Source organism: Pseudomonas sp. FP603 (genome assembly GCF_030687415.1).
GTDB classification, from domain to species: Bacteria; Pseudomonadota; Gammaproteobacteria; order Pseudomonadales; family Pseudomonadaceae; genus Aquipseudomonas; species Aquipseudomonas wuhanensis.
Genome location: NZ_CP117431.1, coordinates 279449 through 299439 on the forward strand (window position 1 = coordinate 279449; position 19991 = coordinate 299439).

Consider the following 19991-nt stretch of genomic DNA (forward strand, 5'->3'; position numbering starts at 1 on the left):
GAACGAATAGGGTGTCGGGCTTAAGGCGTTTTGATTTCGAGACGGAAATCCACGGCTTTGGCGGTTGGCGCAATGGCCTGAATGAAGCTGGTCTGCGCGCCGTACATCATCTGGCTTTTCCAGACTTCTTCCTCGGCCACCGGGAAGCCTTCCGGGCCGAGCCAGGCAAAGCGGTAGTAGAACGTCTTGTTGCTGTTGAGGGTGTTGCTCAACTGCACATTAACGGTCATGAAACCGTTCTCGCGGGCGACGCGCATGGCGCCGACCACGATGTGTTTCTGCGGGCCCATGGCCACAACCTTGCTGGCCGCGCTGCCTGGCTCCGGTGGCGGCGGGGTGGCGCAGCCGGCCAGCAAGGCCAGGGCCGCGACGACGATGAATTTGAAACGCATGCAAAGACTCCGTTCTTAAGGTTGTTTGAGGCTGGCCACGGCGGTCGGATTAGCGCTCGGAATCACATGAGCGGCCAGGCCGCTGGCGAACACCTGATTACCCACTGCGCGCAGGCTAATGACCTGATAGCGCTGATCGACAGTGATCTTGACCACCGAACCACCGACGGCGCTCGGCAGCGAGACGTGATGCTCGCCTTTCTTCAAGCGCAGACGCACTACTTGAGTGGTGTCTGGCAGGGTGCGCCATGTACGGGTATCGGCACCTTCTAGCACGGCTGAAGAGATACCGACCGCAAGACCCGCCAGCGGGTTGGTTTCGTTGATCTGTTTCTGTGCCACGCCTTTGGTTATGGCACGGACGGTGGTGCGCAGGATGATGCCCGGCATGTCATCGCGCAGCGCGCGGCGGGACATGGCGGTGGTGCTGTTGAGTTGCGTCAGGTCCAGCTGCTGACCGTCCACGCCGATCTGGGCGAAGGTAGCGGTGGAGGTGTCCGGTTTGATGATCGGGAACGACAGCGGCGTGATCACCACGTTGTTGCTGATCGGCAATGGCAGCGGAATGCGGATCGAGTCGCGGGACGGCGCCAGGCCGCCTTGCACAACGATCAGGATGTCGCTGTCATCGTTCTTGGCGGGTTTGTCGAGATTCACCAGCGCCTGTTCCAGCAGCGGCGTGTTCGGACGCAGTTCGGCGGCCTTGCGATAACCCGGCGCCGCCAGATCTTTCTCGCCCAGGGCTTCATAGACGAAACCGGCCAGGTAATGGCTGAACGCACTCTGGTAGCTGTTTTTCAGGCTGACCACTTCCGGCGCGTCGAGGCTGGCCACCGGATAACCCTGAAGATCCTTGTACTGGGTTTTGACGCCTTCTTTCTCGGCCTGCTCTTCGCTCTTGAGGTATTCCTTGTCGCGCAGATCGGCGATCACCGCTTCACGTTCGTGAGTCTTCTTGATCGCGGTGCGCGCGCCGTCGAAGTCGTTCACCGCCAGCAGGTTGAGGGCCATCTGCGTGGTCAGCATGACTTTCTCGTAGTCGTAGCCTTCGTAGCGACGCACCTTGTCGTTGACCAGGAAGCTGCCGAACTGGGCCAGGTATTTGTCGGTGTCGAGTTTGACCGCGTCTTCCCACTTGCCCACCACCTGATCGGCGCTGGTCCAGGCGTTCTGGCTGCCGGACAAGTCGCCCTTGGCGCGCAGCAGTTCGCCTTTCTCGAAGTAATAGAGCAGGTCTTTGTCTTTGCTGGTGTTGTTCTTTTCCAGCAGGGTCAATGCGCCGTCGACGTTGCCGGAAGCCAATTGCTGGTTGGTTTGTGCAAGTTCCGAATCGTAGTTACGAAAGGCCGAGCAGCCGGAAAGCAGCGTGGCAGCGCTGAGCGCGATCAAGGTGGGGGCACGGAATGCCATAAGGGGACGTCTTCCCTGAATATAAGCAGCCGCGTGCTGGTCGGGCTGTTGGGACCCATCGGCAGGGCTGTTGGCCTCCTGCCAATTCCTCATAAAAAGAGGAGCTTAAATGCCGTATCGCTATAACGACGGCGCGGCATTATAAACAGGGATGCTGGCTATGTAATGGCTTTTTAATTACATCATTTCACAACGTGCCACTACTTATTTCAGGCCTGATACCACACTGCTTTCAGGCGCAGCGGCAGGTTCGAAAGCCACCCCGTTGCTGTAAATCCGCTCTCCCAACGCTCGCAGGCCTATGACCTGATGGTTCTGCTCGATGCGGACTTTCAGGGGCGCGGTGCCCGGCGTGTTGGGCAGGCTGATCAGGTGCTCGCCTTTTTTCAGGCGCAGGCGCGCCACCAGGGTGATGTTGGGCAAGGTACGCCAGGTTCGGGTGTCCGCGTGCTCAAAGCCATCGTGCTGCGTCACGTACGAGGCTTTGCTCGGGTCGCGTCGGTTGTCCGTAGCCTGAACAGAAGCAGCCAGGTAGGCACGATGCGCGGTGCGCTGAATGATGCCCGGCATATCGTCGCGCAACGTGCGCAAAGACATGTCGGTGATGCTGTTAACAAGGATCAGTTGCTGTTTGCGACCGTCGATCGTCATCTGCGTGAACGCCGGGGTCGACGTGTCGGGAACCATCACCGGAAACGACACATTGGCGACGATCACCTGATTGTCTTCCAGGCGCACCGGGTAGGGAACACGAACCGAGCTGCGTGCCGGCGCCAGGCCACTTTGCACGATGATCAGCACATCACTTTCATTGGCCTTGGTGGCCGGTTTGTCGAGTTCACGCAATGCCTGCTCGAAGAAGGGCAGGTCGGGTCGCAACTCGATGGCCTGGCGATAACCCGGGGCGGCAAGATCACGCTCACCCAGCGCTTCATACGTAAACCCGGCCAGGTAGTGACTGAATGCACTCTGATAGCCGTTTTTCAGCGCGATCACGGCGGGCGCATCCAGGGTCATCACGGGGTAGCCCTGGAGATCCTTGTAGTGCATGCGAACGCCCTGGGCCTTGGCTTCTTCTTCAAGTCGCTCGTATTCCTTTTCCCGCTGACGGGCGATCAGTGCTTCACGTTCGTGGGTTTTCTTGATGTCGGCGCGAGCACCGTCGAAGTCATTCACGGCTAACTGGTTCAGGGCCATTTGCGTGGTCAGCATGACTTCTTCGTAGTCGTAGCCATCGTAGCGCCGCAGTTTGTCGTTGATGATGCTGCCCCAGTGATCGCCCATGGCGGACAAGAGCTGTGTGCCGGCAGACTCGACGGTGTCCTGGCGCTGGATCACCAGTTGCTCTGCACTGCGCCAGGCAACCTGGCTTTGCGGCAGCGCACCGCCGGCACTCAGGACTGCACCTTTTTCGAAGTAGTAGAGCAGGTCCCGTTCTTCTGACGGATTGTGCAGCTCCAGGAGTTGGAGAGCGCCCTGCGGATTTCCCGCTTTCAACTGGGCGGTCGTTTGCTCCAGTTCCAGGTCGTAGTTGCGGTAAGCGGCGCAACCAGTCAGTTGCAGGGCAAGGCTTAACAGCAGCGAGAAAAACAGGCGTGAATGCATGGACGTTGATTCTTCCCTGAACGAAACCGACGGAGGGTGGCAATTGGCCGCTGAATGTATACGCAGCTGCGCAGGAAATACCAACAAAGCTTGAGTGAAACTCATTGGGAGTGAACAATGTGTTACTTCGTATTTCCATTTGAGATTTATTCATGACTGCCTCCTCTCGTTTTCTGGCGTGGCTCGTGCTGCCGATGATCGCGTTCTGCAGCTTCAATGCGCTGGCCGAAACCGCAGAAGGTGCGCCCAAGGCTCTGCATTTGCTCGATTACATTGGCGCCGATTACCCGGCGACGGTCGAGGCGGGCAAAGTCATCGATGAGTCTGAATACCGCGAACAGCAGGAATTCCTGAAGGTGCTGCAAGGTTTGATCGCCGATTTGCCGGCCAAACCCGAACGCGCAGAGCTGGAGCAAGGCGTCAGCAGCCTTGGCGCTGCAATCGCCGCTCGCAAGGACGGGGTGGATGTCGCCCGTCAGGCCCGGCAACTGGGCGCGAAACTGGCGGTGACCTATGAGGTCAGCCAGGCCCCGGTCATCACCCCGGACCCGACTCGCGGCGCGCCGCTGTATGCCCAGCAATGCTCGGTATGCCATGGCGATGCGGGCGCTGGTGATGGCCCGGCAGGCGTCGGCATGACGCCACCGCCAGCCAATCTGCGCGATGCCGTGCGACTGGACCGTCTGAGCCTCTACGCGATCTACAACACGCTGGGCATGGGCGTCGAAGGCACTGACATGCCGGCCTTCGCCGATCAACTGGATGATCGTCAACGTTGGGACCTGGCGACCTACATCGCCAGCTTCAGCGCCGACCCGGGCGCGGCAAAATCCGGGAAAACCTACAACATCGCCGACCTCGCACGTCAGACGCCAGCCGAAGTGCAGGCCGCCGAAGGTCCGCAAGCAGCCGCGATCTTCCGCGCGCAACGGGCGCAACCGCCGCAGGTCAAGCGTGGCCCGGGACAGTTGCTGGATTACACGGCGGCTACCTTGGACAAGAGCATCGCAGCCTACCGCGCCGGCGATCACGATCAGGCCTACGACCTGTCGGTGGCGGCGTACCTGGAAGGCTTCGAGCTGGTCGAAAGCTCTCTGGACAACGTCGACGCCAACGTGCGCAAAGACACCGAGAAGTCCCTGATGGCGTACCGTCAGTCGTTGCAGGACGGCTTGCCAGTGGCCCAGGCCGAGCAGCGTCTGGAGGCGGCCAAAGCCAAGTTGAAAGAGTCTGCTGGCCTGCTCGGCAGTGATGGCTTGAGCTGGTCGCTGAGCTACATTTCCGGTCTGTTGATTCTGTTGCGAGAAGGTCTGGAAGCGATTCTGGTGCTCGCGGCGATCCTCGCGTTCCTGCGCAATACCGGTCAGCAATCGGCGGTGCGCAGCGTCAATATCGGGTGGGGCCTGGCACTGCTGGCCCGGGTTGGCGACCTGGGCGGTGGCGGCGTATGTGATCGACGTCAGCGGTGCCCAGCGTGAACTGCTGGAAGGCGCGACGGCGTTGTTTGCCAGTGTCATGGTGCTCTGGCTCGGCGTGTGGATGCACGACCGTCGCCACGCAGCGGCCTGGCAGGATTACATCAAGAGCAGCCTGGTGAGCGGCGGCGGGCGTTTCGGGTTTGCGATCCTGGCATTCTTCTCGGTGTATCGCGAGCTGTTCGAAGTGATCCTGTTTTACGAAACCCTGTGGCTGCAGGCCGGGCCGGCAGGGCACAACGCCGTAATGGCGGGCGGGGCGACGGCGTTGGTATTGTTGATCGGCCTGGCTTGGGTGATTCTGCGCGGCTCGGCGAAACTGCCGCTGGCGTTGTTCTTCGGCATCAATGCCGGACTACTGTGCGCATTGTCGGTGGTGTTTGCCGGCCATGGTGTGAAGGCGTTGCAGGAAGCCGGGATCTTCGGCACGCGGCCGGTGCCGTTCTTTGACTTCGACTGGCTGGGGATCCACGCAGATGCGTATTCGCTGAGTGCTCAGGCCGTGGCGATCATTGCGATCATCGTGCTGTACAGCCGTAGCCGGATGGCCGAGAAGCGGCGGGTGTCGGTTTCCTGAAGCATTCGCTGCGCTCATAATCGCGGGCAAGCCCGCTCCCACAGGTTCAGCGCTAGCCTTGTGGGAGCGGGCTTGCCCGCGATGCTTTTCAACAGAGGAAACCCAATGCGCGTATGGATCGATGCCGACGCTTGCCCACGGGCAGCCAAGGATCTGGTAGTGAAGTTCGCCCTCAAGCGCCAGTTCGAAGTGGTGCTGGTGGCCGGTCAGCCGCAGATCAAACCGGGCCTCGCTCTGGTGAAGCTGATCGTGGTGCCCAGCGGTCCGGATGCCGCCGACGATTACCTGGTGGAACACGCCGTGCCAGGTGAACTGGTAATTTGCAGCGATGTGCCGCTGGCGGACCGGCTGGTGAAGAAGGGCGTCGCGGCGCTGGACCCACGAGGCAAGGAGTTCGATGCGCAGAACATGGGCGATCGGCTGGCGGTGCGTAACCTGTTCACCGATCTGCGTGAACAGGGTCAGATGAGCGGCGGACCGGCGCCGTTCGGCGATCGTGAGAAGCAGGCGTTTGCCAATGCGCTGGACCGGATCCTCACCCGGTTGTCGCGTAGGTAATGATCGTTCCCACGCTCTGCGTGGGAATGCAGCCCGGGACGCTCTGCGTCCCAAAGCGGACGCAGAGCGTCCATTGAGGCATTCCCACGCGGAGCGTGGGAACGATCAGGTCTCAAGCGTCGTTTTCGTGGGTCAGTTCCAACACGCGGTCGACCAGTTTGTTGATGCCGGAAGCGGCCTCGCTGATCGATTGCGCGAGCATGTACGCCGGAGTGCTCACCAGCTTGCGCGCCTTGTCTTCGACGATGTCGGTCACTGCGCATTCGGCATGGGTGGCGCCCATTTTGTTCATCGCGGCGGCGGTATCGGCATCGTTGCCGATGGTGCAGGTCACACCCGGGCCGTAGATCTTGGCCGCCAGGGCTGGCGAGATGCAGATCAGCCCCACCGGTTTGCCAGCCTCGGCGAACGCTTCGGTCAACGCCAGGACGTCAGGCTGAACGCTGCATCCGGCGCCTTCGACGGCAAAGTTCGACAGGTTCTTGGCCGATCCGAATCCGCCAGGAACGATCAGCGCATCGAAGTCTTCGACGCTGGCTTCACGGATATCCTTGATGTTGCCCCGGGCGATCCGCGCCGATTCCACCAGCACGTTGCGCGACTCGGGCATTTCTTCACCGGTCAGGTGGTTGATCACATGCAATTGCGCGATATTGGGTGCGAAACACTGCACCTGGGCGCCGCGCTGGTCCAGCCGCAGCAGGGTGATCACGCTTTCGTGGATCTCGGCGCCGTCGTACACGCCGCAGCCGGAAAGGATCACTGCAATTTTTTTGCTCATGGGCTTTTCTCCAGATTCATGGCGTTAAATGTCCACTAATTTGTCACTCGTTGCCATAGGGTTAATACGCGGCTACACCTAATCTCTGCTGAACGATTCTGATCAGGGCGCGTCATGGACTTCATTCTGTATGCGGTGCCGTTTTTCTTTGTGCTGATTGCAGTCGAGTTGCTGGCCGACCGTTGGCGCGGGGTGAGCAATTACCGCGTGGCAGACGCGATCAACAGCGTCAGTACCGGCGTGCTGTCGACTACCACGGGCCTGTTGACCAAAGGCGTCGGCCTGGTGACTTATGCCTTCGCCCTGAAGCATCTGGCCGTGATTGAGTTGTCGGCCGACAGCGTCTGGGTCTGGGTGTTTGCTTTCGTCTTCTACGACTTCTGCTATTACTGGCTGCACCGCATGGGCCACGAGCGCAATATTCTCTGGGCCGCCCACTCGGTGCATCACCAGAGCGAGGACTACAACCTCTCCACGGCGTTGCGCCAGACCAGCACCGGGTTTCTGTTGAGCTGGATCTTCTACCTGCCCATGGCCGTGCTCGGCGTGCCGCTGCTGGTGTTCGTCAGCGTGGCGGCGCTGAATCTGCTGTACCAGTTCTGGGTGCATACCCGGCACATTCCCAAGCTCGGCTGGTTCGAATGGTTCTTCGTCACGCCGTCCAATCATCGGGCTCACCATGCACAGAATGCTCTCTACATGGATCGCAACTACGGCGGGGTGTTCATTATTTGGGACCGTCTATTTGGCTCGTTCCAGGAAGAGGACGACAACGAACCGGTGATTTTCGGCGTGACCACACCGTTGGCGAGCTGGAATCCCTTATGGGCGAACGTGCAGTTCTATGCGCAGCTGTGGGATGACGCACGGCGCGCCGAACGCTGGTGGGACAAGCTGCGGATCTGGTTCATGCGCACCGGTTGGCGGCCGGCGGATGTAGCGGCGAAATACCCGATGAACAAACCGGACCTGAGCCAGTTCCGCAAATTCGAGGTACCGCTGGATGGGCGCCAACAGTGGTATGTGGCGCTGCAATTTTGCGTCTACATCGCTTTGGGCAGTTACTTGATGAGCCTGGAACAGAGCCTGCCGACTTCAGCCCTGGTGTTGGGCTGGGGGGCTGTGGCGTGGGGGCTGTTTGTGTTGGGCGTGGCCCTGGAAAATCGCCCGCAGGCATTGAGGCTGGAGCTGTTGCGGCTGGCGTCGAACCTGCCGCTGGTGTGGCTGGCGCCAATGGTCGGGCTATGGCCGGTCAGCGCGGTGGGCTGGGTGGGGCTGCTCAGTTACAGCCTGCTCAGTGGCATCGGTCTCTACTGTTGTAGAAACCGCTTCACTCGGTGGGCGTCGTAGGTTCGCTGGACTTGGCCTGTGCGGCTTTCAGCGCTTGCTCGTCGGCGTAGATCTTCTTCGCCAGGCGGGCATTCTTGAAGCGCCGCCGCAGCCACAGGCCAAAGCCCAGCACCAGCAAGGCGCCCAGCACCCATAGCTCGTACTTCTTGATACTGCCCAGCATGCCTTCGAGCACCGCGCCGAAATGATAAGAGGCTGCGGCCAGCGCAGTGGCCCAAATAGCTGCGCCAATCCCGTTGAGCAGCAAATAACGTCCCGGCGGATAGCCCGACAGACCGATTGCCACCGGCATTACGGTGCGCAACCCGTAGACAAAGCGGAAGCTCAGCACCCAGATGTCCGGGTGCTTGCGGATATGTTCCAGCGCCCGATCACCCATCAGTTGCCAGCGCGGTTTGCGCGCCAGCAATTTGCGCCCGTGCTTGCGCCCCAGGAAGTACCACAGCTGATCGCCGGCATAACTGCCGAAGAACGCTACGACCACCACCAGATTGATGTCCATGTATCCGCGGAACGCGAGAAAACCCGCGAGCACGAGAATGGTTTCGCCTTCGAAAAACGTGCCGAGGAACAGGGCAAAGTAGCCGAAGTCATGCAGGAATTGTTGGAGCATTGTCTGGGTGCTGGCGAAATGAACGCGCAGCCTAACCCCTCGGACACATTCAGGAAAGTGTCAAAATGTGTCTCGACGTGAACATTTCCTACAAGGACAATGGATGCGACTACCTGTCACAGGGCTAAGCACAACTGTCATTCGTTCGTCATAATGGCCGCTTATAACTGTCACGCTCGCCCGCCAGCGCGGGCTCAGGAGTCTGCCGTGAGCTTTACCCCCGCCAACCGTTTGTTTCCTGCAACCCGCCTGCGTCGCAACCGTCGTGATGATTTCTCGCGTCGACTGGTCCGTGAAAACGTGTTGACCGTCGACGACCTGATCCTGCCGGTGTTCGTGCTGGACGGTGAAAACCGTCGCGAAGCGGTGGCCTCGATGCCGGGTGTCGAACGCCTGACCATCGACCTGTTGCTGGAAGAAGCGGCCAAGTGGGTCGAGCTGGGGATTCCGGCACTGGCATTGTTCCCGGTGACGCCACCAGAGCTCAAATCCCTGGACGCCGCCGAAGCCTGGAACCCCAACGGCATCGCTCAGCGCGCCACCCGAGCCCTGCGTGACCGGTTCCCGGAGTTGGGTGTGATCACCGACGTCGCCCTGGATCCGTTCACCACCCACGGTCAGGACGGCATCCTCGACGAAGAAGGCTACGTGCAGAACGACATTACCGTCGACGCACTGGTTAAACAGGCCTTGTCCCACGCCGAAGCCGGCGCTCAGGTAGTAGCCCCGTCGGACATGATGGACGGTCGCATTCAGGCGATCCGCGAAGCGCTGGAGCTGGCCGGCCACGTCAATGTGCGGATCATGGCCTACTCGGCCAAGTACGCCAGTGCCTATTACGGCCCGTTCCGCGATGCGGTGGGTTCGGCGTTGAACCTGGGCAAGGCCAACAAGGCCTCCTATCAGATGGACCCGGCCAACAGCAACGAAGCCCTGCACGAAGTGGCGGCGGACTTGTCAGAAGGCGCAGACATGGTCATGGTCAAGCCAGGCATGCCGTATCTGGATATTCTCTATAGGGTCAAGGAAGAGTTCAAAGTGCCGACCTTTGTGTATCAGGTCAGCGGTGAATACGCCATGCACATGGCCGCGATCCAGAATGGCTGGTTGAGCGAAGGGGTTATCCTCGAATCCCTGACCGCTTTTAAACGTGCAGGCGCTGATGGCATCCTGACTTACTTTGCCGTCCGTGCTGCTCAATTGTTACGAGAGCAAAAATAGCCCTCCCAGGAACATTCGATGAATACCGAAGGACTCACTGAAGTTGCCGTAAAAGACGCTCAACCTGTGGTGGAGCAAATCGCCGAAACCCCGCCGGAACTGGAGCCAGCTCCACCCGCAGTGGTGGCCGAGCCCGTTGTGGCGGTGCCTGCGATTGCCATTCCCGGCCTGGATGACAGCAGCCTGTACATCCATCGCGAGCTCTCGCAACTGCAGTTCAACATCCGCGTGCTGGAGCAGGCGCTGGATGAGTCCTACCCATTGCTGGAGCGGCTGAAGTTTTTGCTGATTTTCTCCAGCAACCTGGACGAGTTCTTCGAGATTCGTGTGGCCGGCCTGAAGAAGCAGATCACCTTCGCCCGTGAACAGGCCGGCGCCGATGGTCTGCAACCGCATCAGGCCCTGGCCCGCATCAGCGAATTGGTGCACGGTCACGTCGACCGCCAATACGCGATCCTCAACGATATTCTGTTGCCGGAACTGGAAAAACATCAGGTCCGCTTCATCCGTCGTCGCTACTGGACCACCAAGCTCAAGACCTGGGTTCGCCGTTATTTCCGCGACGAGATTGCGCCGATCATCACCCCGATCGGCCTCGACCCGACGCACCCGTTTCCGTTGCTGGTGAACAAGAGCCTGAACTTCATCGTCGAGCTCGAAGGCATTGATGCCTTCGGTCGCGACTCCGGTCTGGCGATCATCCCGGCGCCGCGTCTGTTACCGCGGATCATCAAGGTGCCGGAAGAAGTCGGCGGCCCAGGCGACAACTACGTGTTCTTGTCGTCGATGATCCACGCCCACGCCGATGACCTGTTCCAGGGCATGAAGGTCAAGGGCTGCTACCAGTTCCGCCTGACCCGAAACGCCGACCTCGCGGTCGATACCGAAGACGTAGAAGACCTGGCCCGCGCCCTGCGCGGCGAGTTGTTCTCCCGTCGCTACGGTGACGCGGTGCGGCTTGAGGTAGCCGACACCTGCCCGAAACACCTGTCCGATTACCTGCTCAAGCAGTTCAACCTGCACGAGACCGAGCTGTATCAGGTCAACGGCCCGGTCAACCTGACCCGGTTGTTCAGCATCACCGGCCTGGACAGTCATCCGGAGCTGCAATACACGCCGTTCACCCCGCAGATCCCGAAACTGCTGCAAAACAGCGAGAACATTTTCAGCGTGATCAGCAAGCAGGACATCCTGCTGCTGCACCCGTTCGAATCGTTCACCCCGGTGGTCGACTTGCTGCGCCAGGCGGCCAAGGATCCGCATGTACTGGCGGTTCGTCAGACGTTGTATCGCAGTGGCGCCAACTCCGAGATCGTCGATGCGCTGGTGGACGCTGCGCGTAACGGCAAGGAAGTGACGGCGGTGATCGAATTGCGTGCGCGGTTCGACGAAGAGTCCAACCTGCAACTGGCCAGCCGTCTGCAAGCGGCCGGTGCGGTGGTGATTTATGGCGTGGTCGGCTTCAAGACCCACGCCAAGATGATGCTGATTTTGCGCCGTGAGGCTGGCGAGATTGTCCGCTATGCCCACTTGGGTACCGGCAACTACCACGCGGCCAACGCCCGTCTGTATACCGACTACAGTCTGCTGACCTCTGACGACGCCTTGTGCGAAGACGTCGGCAAACTGTTCAGCCAGTTGATCGGCATGGGTAAAACCCTGCGCATGAAGAAACTGCTGCACGCGCCGTTCACGTTGAAGAAGGGCATGCTCGACATGATTGCCCGGGAGACGCAATTCGCGCTCGATGGCAAACCGGCACACATCATCGCCAAGTTCAACTCGCTGACCGATCCGAAGGTCATCCGCGCGTTGTACAAGGCCAGTCAGTCCGGGGTGCGTATCGATCTGGTGGTGCGCGGCATGTGCTGCCTGCGCCCGGGCATTGCCGGCGTATCCCACAACATCCACGTGCGCTCGATCATCGGTCGCTTCCTGGAGCACACCCGGGTCTTCTACTTCCTCAACGGCGGTGAAGAGCAGATGTTCCTGTCCAGCGCCGACTGGATGGAGCGCAACCTCGACAAGCGCGTCGAGACTTGCTTCCCGGTCGAAGGCAAGAAGCTGATTTTGCGGGTCAAGAAAGAGCTGGAGCTTTATCTCACCGACAACACCCACAGCTGGAGTTTGCAGGCGGACGGTCGTTACATCCGCAACACGCCGACCGGCAACCAGAACCCGCGCAGTGCCCAGGCAACCTTGCTTGAGCGTTTGGGCAGCCCGATTCTGGCTGTCCGTTAACGTAGATTCGGTTGATACAAAAAAGGGCGATCCATGTGGATCGCCCTTTTTTATCCCCGTCCGCCCGAGCGGTGAATGACCTGTGGCGAGGGAGCAAGCTCCCTCGCCACAGGGTTTAGCGGACGTTCAGTACGAAGTTGACGCGGGTCAGCCACTCCGCTTCCAGGGCGAAGTCGGCCTGGGTCAACTGGTTGTCGTCCAGCCAGTGTTCCGGGAACAACACATCCAGGCTGTCGCCATTGGCGTGCAGCACGACTTGTGGCATTTGCTGGGTGCCGCGGATGTGATGGAACAGAATTGCAAAGCGCAGCAGCACGCACAGGCGAATCAGCTTGATGCCGTCGTCGCCGAACTCGGCGAACTTGTCCTTGGGAATGTTGCGTCGGTGGCCCCGCACCAGCAGCGCGAGCATTTGCTGGTCTTCGCGGGAGAATCCGGCCAGGTCCGAGTGCTCGATCAGGTAGGCGCCGTGCTTGTGGTACTGATAGTGCGCGATGTCCAGGCCCACTTCATGGACCTTGGCCGCCCAGCTCAGGAGTTCGCGCCAGACACCGTCATCCAGCTGCCAATCCTCGGCCACCTGATCGAAGGCATGCAGCGCCTTGCGTTCGACCCGCGCGGCTTGTTCCAGGTCAACATGATAACGATCCATCAGCGAGCTGAGGGTGCGCTCACGGACGTCTTCGTGATGATGACGGCCCAGCAGGTCATAGAGCACGCCTTCGCGCAGGGCGCCTTCACAGTGATCCATGCGTTGCAGTTCGAGGGAGTCGAAGATCGCTTCGAGAATCGCCAACCCGGCGGGGAAGATCGCCCGGCGGTCGGGCTTGATGCCTTCGAAATCGATTTTCTCGACATCGCCGAGTTTGAACAGCTTGCGCTTGAGCCAGGCCAGGCCTTCGGCATTCACTTCGCCAGTGCCATGCCCGCCGGCCTTCAGCGCCAGGCCGATGGCGCGAATGGTGCCCGAGGAGCCGATGGCTTCATCCCAGGTCAGGCGGTGCAGGGCGTGTTCGATGCTCATGATCTCCAGCCGCGCCGCGGTGTACGCCTGGGCGTAGCGGGCCGGGGTGATCTTGCCATCCTTGAAATAGCGCTGGGTGAAGCTGACGCAGCCCATTTGCAGGCTTTCGCGCAACAATGGCTCGAATCTCTGCCCGATGATGAACTCGGTACTGCCGCCGCCGATGTCGGCCACCAGGCGCTTGCCCGGGGTGTCGGCGAGGGTGTGGGAGACGCCGAGGTAAATCAGGCGCGCTTCTTCACGGCCGGAGATGACTTCTACCGGATGGCCAAGAATTTCTTCGGCGCGACGGATGAATTCGGCGCGGTTACGGGCTTCGCGCAGGGCGTTGGTGCCGACGATCCGCACGGTGCCGGGCGGCATACCGCTGATCAGTTGGGCGAAACGCTTCAGGCAATCGAGCCCGCGCTGCATGGATTCTTCGCTGAGTTGACGCTCTTCGTCGATGCCGGCGGCCAGCTGAACCTTCTCCCCGAGACGTTCGAGAATCCGGATTTCGCCGTTCTGGGCCTTGGCCACGACCATGTGAAAGCTGTTGGAGCCCAGGTCGATTGCGGCGATCAGGGACAGATTCTTGGCTTGGGATAGCGGCATGGTCAGGGGGTCTCGGTCGATAACCTCGACATCCTGCCACGATCAAACGCTGCCGCCAACGCGCAGGAGTTGTCGAAGGCTGCGATCTTTCACCACGGGGCATTCCGTGGTGTTGCGAATGGCCTCTTCGCGGGCAAGCCCGCTCCCACAGGTTTTTGCGTCGAACACATGATCGCGTCCCAACAGAGAACCCTGTGGGAGCGGGCTTGCCCGCGAAAGCGGCCTCAAAGGCACTAAATATCCTTCAGCCTGCCGCTTCCACCGTCCCGATGAAATTCGCCAGCTCCGCCGTCTGCGGGTTAGCAAACAGAATCTTCGGATCACCCACCTCATGCACCTTGCCATGGTGCATGAACACCAATTTATCCCCCACCTCGCGGGCAAAGCGCATTTCATGGGTGACCATGATCAGCGTCATGCCTTCCTTGGCCAGTTGCCGAACCACGCTCAGCACTTCGTTGACCAGTTCCGGGTCCAGCGCCGAGGTGATTTCGTCGCACAGCAGCACTTTCGGTGACATGGCCAACGCGCGGGCAATCGCCACCCGCTGTTGCTGGCCGCCAGACAGTCGATCCGGGAACGCATCAAATTTCTCCCCCAGCCCGACTCGTTTCAGCATCTCCTGCGCCAGTTCCGCGGCTTTGGCTTTCGGCACTTTCTGCACCACTTGCGGCGCGAGCATGACGTTTTCGCCCACGGTCAGGTGCGGGAACAGATTGAACTGCTGGAACACCATCCCGACTTTCTGCCGCAGGCTGCGCAGGTCGGCGCGGGCGGCGTCGAGGTATTCGCCGTCGACTTCAATCACGCCATCATTGATCGATTCCAGACCATTGAGGGTGCGCAACAAGGTGGATTTACCCGAGCCACTGCGGCCAATGATTGCCACCACCTGGCCTTCGTCGACACTCAGGTCGATGCCTTTGAGCACATGGTGGTCGCCGTAATATTTATGCAGGGCGGAAATTCTAAGCAGAGGCATGCAGTCTCCTTTCCAGGTAGCGCGCACTGAGGGACAAGGGGTAGCAGAGCAGGAAGTAACCGAGCGCCACCAGGCCGTAGACCATGAAGGGCTCGAAGGTCGCGTTGGCGAGCATGCCGCCGGTCTTGGTCAGTTCGGTGAAGCCGATGATCGAGGTGACGGCGGTGCCTTTGACCACTTGCACCGAGAAGCCCACGGTTGGCGCCACGGCAATGCGCAGGGCTTGCGGCAGGATCACATAGCGCAATTGCTCCAGCGGATTGAGCGCCAGGCTCGACGAGGCTTCCCACTGGCCGTTGGGGATCGAATCGACGCAACCGCGCCAGATCTCCGCCAGGTAGGCGCTGGTGAATAGCGTCAGGGCAATCGCCGCCGCCATCCACGGTGAAATCTCCATACCGGCCAACGCCACACCGAAGAACACCAGAAACAGCTGCATCAACAACGGCGTGCCCTGGAACAGTTCGATGTAGGTGCGGGCGAAGTGGCTGGGCAGGGATTTTTTTGAAATCCGCATCACCATGATCAGCAAGCCGATCAGCCCGCCGCCGATAAACGCCACCAGCGACAATGCCAGGGTCCATTGCAAGCCCGTGAGCAGGTTGCGCAGGATGTCCCAGAAGGTGAAATCGCTCATTGGCTGCTGCTCCTTGCTATGTAGCGCCGGCCGATCCAGTTCAGCAATTGGCGGATCAGCAGCGCCATGCACAGGTAAATCAGTGTGGTCAGGGCATAGGTTTCAAAGGCGCGGAAGTTGCGCGATTGAATGAAGTTGGCGGCGAAGCTCAGCTCTTCGGTGGCGATCTGCGAACAGACCGCCGAACCGAGCATCACGATGATGATCTGGCTGCTCAGGGCCGGCCAGACCTTGCCCAGCGCCGGCAACAGCACCACGTGACGGAAGGCTTCGAAGCGGGTCATCGCCAAAGCGGCTGCGGCTTCCAGCTGCCCGCGGGGGATCGCTTGAATGCCGGCGCGGATGATCTCGGTCGAATAGGCGCCAAGGTTGATCACCATCGCCAGCACCGCCGCCTGCCATTCGGAAATCTGCAGGCCCAGCGACGGCAAACCGAAGAAGATGAAAAACAACTGCACCAGAAACGGTGTGTTGCGGATCAACTCGACGTAGACCCCGAAAATGCCGGCGAACGGGCGGATGTTCCACGCCCGCACCAACGCGCCGACGATGCCTACACCCACCCCGAGTAACGCACCGATGGCCGTCAGCTCAAGGGTGAACAGCGCACCACGCAGCAGCAGGTCGGTGTTTTCCACCACCGGCAAGAAATCGAACTGATAAGCCATAAATCGTCTCCCGCGCGATCGATCAGAGATCGGCCGGCAGCGGTTCTTTGAGCCAGGTCTGGGAATTCTTCTCCAGGGCGCCATCAGCCTTGGCCGTGGCGAGGATGTCGTTGACCTTGCCCAGCAGCGCCGGCTCGTTCTTGTTCACGCCGACGTAAACCGGCGAATCCTTGAGTTTCACTTTCAGGGCGGGCACGCGTTTCGGGTTTTTTTCGCTGATCGCCACCATCACCACGTTACCGCTGGCGATCAGGTCGACTTGGCCGGCGAGGTAGGCGGCGATGGTCGAGTTGTTGTCTTCGAAGCGCTTGATGGTCGCGCCTTCGGGGGCGACTTTGGTCAGCTCGATGTCTTCGATGGCGCCACGGGTGACGCTGATGGTTTTGCCCTTGAGGTCGTCCAGGCCCTTGATGGCGGCGTCTGGCGGGCCGAATACGGCGAGATAGAACGGCGCGTAGGCACGGGAGAAATCGATCACTTTCTCGCGTTCGGGGTTCTTACCGAGGCTGGAAATCACCAGGTCGACTTTGCCGGTAGTCAGGAACGGGATGCGGTTGGTGCTATTGACCGGGGTCAGTTCGAGTTTGACCTTGAGTTGGTCGGCCAGCAGTTTGGCGGTGTCGATGTCGAGGCCGCGGGGTTTCATGTCCGGGCCGACCGAGCCGAACGGCGGAAAGTCCTGGGGCACGGCGACTTTGAGGGTGCCGCGTTTGACCACATCCTCCAGGCCGTCGGCGTGGGCGGGTGCCTGGCTCAGCATCAGGCTGGCAAACAGAGCGGCGAGGAGGACGCTGTAACGCTGGGTCATGGCAAATCTCCGGATCGGCGGGAAGTGATTTCTGCGGATCGACAGAGCACGGGCCATGCCAAGATTAGGTTTTGGGGGACGCAGGCCACGGTTTTGCTGGTGTTGTTCGGTCTTACTGGTCTGAACAGTCAGGAGCCATTTCGCACCCTGATGGCGCACTTGTGAAAATCCCCGAACCCCCATGGGGCACGACTTGCCGGACACCGCGAATAGCTTTACAACTAGCCGCTCATTGGCCTGGCTCGTCTGAAGAAAACATGAACTCGATCTCTCGCGCCGTACCCGAAGTGGCGCTGCAAGCCATCCGCAAACTGATCTCCGAGCAAGGTTTCGGGGCGGGGGATGCCTTGCCCTCGCAACGGGACCTGGCGGTGCAATTGGGGGTCAGCCGGGCGTCGTTGCGTGAGGCGTTATCGTCCCTGAGTGCGCTGGGCGTGATCAGTATCCAGCCGGGCAAGGGCGTGTTCGTGCAGTCGCCGGTCGATCTGCCCCGGGGCGATGCCGCGCCGGGTTGGCCGTTCGCGGCCCAGGTATCGCCGCTGGACATCTTCCAGTTGCGCTACGCGCTGGAAGGTTTTGCCGCCGGGCTGGCAGCCGTGACCCTGAGCACCGAGGAACTCGATGCCCTGGAAGACAATGTCGCCGCCATGCGCAACGAACTGCGTGCCGCCGACTTCGAAGCGGCGGCGCGACTGGATTTCGAATTTCACCGGCGCATCCTCCTGGCCAGCGGCAATCAGGCGATGCTGAGCATCCTGACGGCCAGCGCCGACATCTTCCTGGAGAGCCAGAAGCTACCGTTCATCCGGGCCGAACGGGCCATGGAAACCTGGCAGGAACACCGTAAAATCCTCCGCGCGCTGGCGCGTCGGGCCTCTGGCGCCGCGCAGAAGGCCATGCAGGAGCATGTGCGCAACGCTGCCCTGCGTACCGGAATTGCTTTCGTCGCTCCCGCCACCTCGTGACTTGAGCTATACCCAAACTCATGGCGCACCATAGCGAGACTCAATCATCTGCGGCTTCCTGAACACGGGAAGGGCGGCTATGATGGGCCACGTTTTTTATTGCTTACAACCCGGAGACATCCATGAGCAGCGATCTTATCAAGCACGTCACCGACGCTAACTTCGAAGAAGAAGTACTGAAGGCTGCTGGCCCTGTGCTTGTTGACTACTGGGCTGAGTGGTGCGGCCCTTGCAAAATGATCGCCCCGGTTTTGGACGAAATCGCTGGCACCTACGCTGGCAAGCTGACCGTTGCCAAGCTGAACATCGACGAAAACCAGGAAACCCCGGCCAAGCACGGCGTACGTGGTATCCCGACGCTGATGCTGTTCAAGAACGGCAACGTCGAAGCCACCAAGGTTGGCGCGCTGTCGAAGTCGCAACTGGCTGCTTTCCTCGACGCCAACATCTAAGCGTTGTTATAAAGCGTCACGAAAAGGCCCCGCATAATGCGGGGCCTTTTCGTTATTGAGGGCTAGACGCTCCGAAACTCAGGTGGTACATTCGGCCCCGCACTGGTTTCTCCACTGCCCCCTGCTAGCCGTCGCCGACGCACTCCTTTTCGAATAAGTACGCGATCCTGTCGCCTTCTCTGCGGCGCGGCCTCATTAAGCCAAAAGCTTAATTTCCCCCCTCCATAAATGATTACGTCATTCCTATATGAATCTGACTGAACTCAAGCAAAAGCCGATTACCGAACTGCTCGAATTGGCCGAACAGATGGGCATAGAAAATATGGCCCGTTCGCGCAAGCAGGACGTGATTTTCTCCCTGCTCAAAAAGCACGCTAAAAGCGGCGAGGAAATCTCCGGTGATGGCGTGCTGGAGATTCTCCAGGACGGCTTCGGCTTCCTGCGCTCCGCTGACGCTTCCTATCTCGCCGGCCCGGACGATATCTACGTCTCGCCGAGCCAGATCCGCCGCTTCAACTTGCGCACCGGTGACACCATCGTTGGCAAGATCCGCCCTCCAAAGGAAGGCGAGCGGTATTTCGCGCTGCTCAAGGTCGACACGATCAACTACGATCGTCCCGAGAACGCGAAAAACAAGATTCTCTTCGAGAACCTGACCCCGCTGTTCCCGACCGTGCGCATGAAGATGGAAGCCGGCAACGGTTCCACCGAAGACTTGACCGGTCGTGTCATCGACCTGTGCGCCCCGATCGGCAAAGGCCAGCGCGGCCTGATCGTTGCACCGCCGAAAGCCGGTAAAACGATCATGCTGCAGAACATCGCGGCGAACATCGCTCGTAACAATCCTGAAGTTCATCTGATCGTATTGCTGATCGACGAACGTCCGGAAGAAGTGACCGAAATGCAGCGCACCGTGCGCGGCGAAGTGGTTGCCTCGACGTTCGACGAGCCGCCAACCCGCCACGTGCAGGTTGCCGAAATGGTGATCGAGAAGGCCAAGCGCCTGGTCGAACACAAAAAGGACGTGGTGATCCTGCTCGACTCCATCACCCGTCTGGCGCGTGCCTACAACACGGTGATCCCAAGCTCCGGCAAGGTGCTGACCGGTGGTGTCGATGCCCACGCCCTGGAGAAACCGAAACGTTTCTTCGGCGCTGCGCGGAACATCGAAGAAGGCGGCTCGCTGACCATCATCGCTACCGCGCTGGTTGAAACCGGCTCGAAGATGGACGAAGTGATCTACGAGGAATTCAAAGGCACCGGCAACATGGAACTGCCTCTGGATCGCAAGATCGCTGAAAAACGTGTGTTCCCGGCCATCAACATCAACCGTTCCGGTACTCGCCGCGAAGAGTTGCTGACGGCCGACGACGAACTGCAGCGTATGTGGATTCTGCGCAAGCTGCTGCACCCGATGGACGAAGTCTCTGCCATCGAGTTCCTGGTCGACAAGCTGAAACAGACCAAGACCAACGACGAGTTCTTCCTGTCGATGAAGCGCAAGTAAATCGCAGAAAGTCAGCAAAGGCCGGGGAAACCCGGCTTTTTGCTATCTGATTTTTGATGAACCGGCAGTTCGTGGTTCTGAATAGAGGGGTTCGGCGCTAAACTGCCTGCCCCGAACGCCACGGCCAACAC

Annotated in this window: 17 protein-coding genes and 1 pseudogene; 8 read left to right on the plus strand and 10 right to left on the minus strand. The window is 60.2% G+C overall.

From position 1 onward, the window contains the following. Positions 1-20: 20 nt before the first annotated feature. The 3 genes from PSH65_RS01285 to PSH65_RS01295 all read right to left on the minus strand — a co-directional run bounded on the left by PSH65_RS01285 (position 21) and on the right by PSH65_RS01295 (position 3407). A complete protein-coding gene (locus PSH65_RS01285; protein ID WP_305424578.1) occupies positions 21-392 on the minus strand; it encodes a YcfL family protein in 372 nt (123 codons plus the stop codon). A 15-nt stretch (positions 393-407) separates the two neighbouring features. Then, positions 408-1802 (minus strand): COG3014 family protein, encoded by a 1395-nt coding sequence (locus PSH65_RS01290; protein WP_305424579.1) that lies wholly within the window; start codon positions 1800-1802, stop codon positions 408-410. Between the two features lie 204 nt (positions 1803-2006). Further along, positions 2007-3407: a COG3014 family protein gene (locus PSH65_RS01295; protein ID WP_305424580.1), complete on the minus strand. Its 1401-nt coding sequence runs from the start codon at positions 3405-3407 to the stop codon at positions 2007-2009. Between the two features lie 152 nt (positions 3408-3559). On the opposite strand from PSH65_RS01295, the pseudogene PSH65_RS01300 reads away from it, so the two are divergent. After that, a pseudogene (locus PSH65_RS01300) lies at positions 3560-5459 on the plus strand (FTR1 family protein). 105 nt (positions 5460-5564) lie between these two features. After that, the gene (locus tag PSH65_RS01305; RefSeq protein ID WP_305424581.1) at positions 5565-6017 is read left to right on the plus strand and encodes a YaiI/YqxD family protein; all 453 of its coding nucleotides are present in this window, start codon (positions 5565-5567) and stop codon (positions 6015-6017) included. A gap of 112 nt (positions 6018-6129) precedes the next feature. On the opposite strand, the gene elbB is transcribed toward PSH65_RS01305, so the two are convergent. After that, complete coding sequence (gene elbB, locus PSH65_RS01310) at positions 6130-6798, minus strand: isoprenoid biosynthesis glyoxalase ElbB (protein ID WP_305424583.1); 669 nt, start codon at positions 6796-6798, stop codon at positions 6130-6132. Positions 6799-6912: 114 nt separating this feature from the next. On the opposite strand from elbB, the gene PSH65_RS01315 reads away from it, so the two are divergent. After that, positions 6913-8148 carry a sterol desaturase family protein gene (locus PSH65_RS01315; RefSeq protein WP_305424584.1) on the plus strand — a complete coding sequence of 412 codons (1236 nt, stop codon included), beginning with the start codon at positions 6913-6915 and terminating at the stop codon, positions 8146-8148. Here PSH65_RS01315 and PSH65_RS01320 read toward each other — a convergent pair. After that, the gene (locus PSH65_RS01320; RefSeq protein WP_305424586.1) at positions 8129-8761 is read right to left on the minus strand and encodes a DedA family protein; all 633 of its coding nucleotides are present in this window, start codon (positions 8759-8761) and stop codon (positions 8129-8131) included. The two genes, PSH65_RS01315 and PSH65_RS01320, sit on opposite strands and share 20 nt — an antisense overlap. A 207-nt stretch (positions 8762-8968) precedes the next feature. Here PSH65_RS01320 and hemB point away from each other — a divergent pair, with 207 nt between their 5' ends. Both hemB and ppk1 read left to right on the plus strand, forming a co-directional pair. Next, positions 8969-9982 carry a porphobilinogen synthase gene (hemB, locus tag PSH65_RS01325; RefSeq protein ID WP_305424587.1) on the plus strand — a complete coding sequence of 338 codons (1014 nt, stop codon included), beginning with the start codon at positions 8969-8971 and terminating at the stop codon, positions 9980-9982. 18 nt (positions 9983-10000) lie between these two features. Beyond that, the gene (gene ppk1, locus PSH65_RS01330) at positions 10001-12223 is read left to right on the plus strand and encodes a polyphosphate kinase 1 (RefSeq protein WP_305424588.1); all 2223 of its coding nucleotides are present in this window, start codon (positions 10001-10003) and stop codon (positions 12221-12223) included. Positions 12224-12338: 115 nt separating this feature from the next. Here the strand turns inward: ppk1 and ppx are convergent, their stop codons facing one another. The 5 genes from ppx to PSH65_RS01355 form a co-directional block, all read right to left on the minus strand. Then, on the minus strand, positions 12339-13841 hold the full coding sequence (gene ppx, locus PSH65_RS01335) for an exopolyphosphatase (protein WP_305424589.1): 1503 nt from the start codon (positions 13839-13841) through the stop codon (positions 12339-12341). 244 nt (positions 13842-14085) lie between these two features. After that, on the minus strand, positions 14086-14823 hold the full coding sequence (locus PSH65_RS01340) for an amino acid ABC transporter ATP-binding protein (protein ID WP_305424590.1): 738 nt from the start codon (positions 14821-14823) through the stop codon (positions 14086-14088). Beyond that, entirely contained in the window at positions 14810-15460 is a 651-nt protein-coding gene (locus PSH65_RS01345) for an amino acid ABC transporter permease (RefSeq protein WP_305424591.1), read from the minus strand. The genes PSH65_RS01340 and PSH65_RS01345 overlap by 14 nt, the downstream gene beginning before the upstream one ends. After that, the gene (locus tag PSH65_RS01350; protein WP_305424592.1) at positions 15457-16128 is read right to left on the minus strand and encodes an amino acid ABC transporter permease; all 672 of its coding nucleotides are present in this window, start codon (positions 16126-16128) and stop codon (positions 15457-15459) included. Before PSH65_RS01350 ends, PSH65_RS01345 begins: the two co-directional genes overlap by 4 nt. 22 nt (positions 16129-16150) lie before the next feature. After that, on the minus strand, positions 16151-16936 hold the full coding sequence (locus PSH65_RS01355) for a transporter substrate-binding domain-containing protein (protein WP_305424593.1): 786 nt from the start codon (positions 16934-16936) through the stop codon (positions 16151-16153). Positions 16937-17193: 257 nt separating this feature from the next. Between PSH65_RS01355 and PSH65_RS01360 the strand changes: the two genes are divergently transcribed. From PSH65_RS01360 to rho, 3 genes are all read left to right on the plus strand, one after another. Further along, the gene (locus PSH65_RS01360; RefSeq protein ID WP_305424594.1) at positions 17194-17901 is read left to right on the plus strand and encodes a FadR/GntR family transcriptional regulator; all 708 of its coding nucleotides are present in this window, start codon (positions 17194-17196) and stop codon (positions 17899-17901) included. Positions 17902-18023: 122 nt separating this feature from the next. Then, the gene (gene trxA / locus PSH65_RS01365; protein ID WP_007899382.1) at positions 18024-18353 is read left to right on the plus strand and encodes a thioredoxin TrxA; all 330 of its coding nucleotides are present in this window, start codon (positions 18024-18026) and stop codon (positions 18351-18353) included. A gap of 247 nt (positions 18354-18600) precedes the next feature. Continuing rightward, the gene (gene rho, locus PSH65_RS01370; protein ID WP_007899384.1) at positions 18601-19860 is read left to right on the plus strand and encodes a transcription termination factor Rho; all 1260 of its coding nucleotides are present in this window, start codon (positions 18601-18603) and stop codon (positions 19858-19860) included. Positions 19861-19991 lie beyond the last annotated feature (131 nt).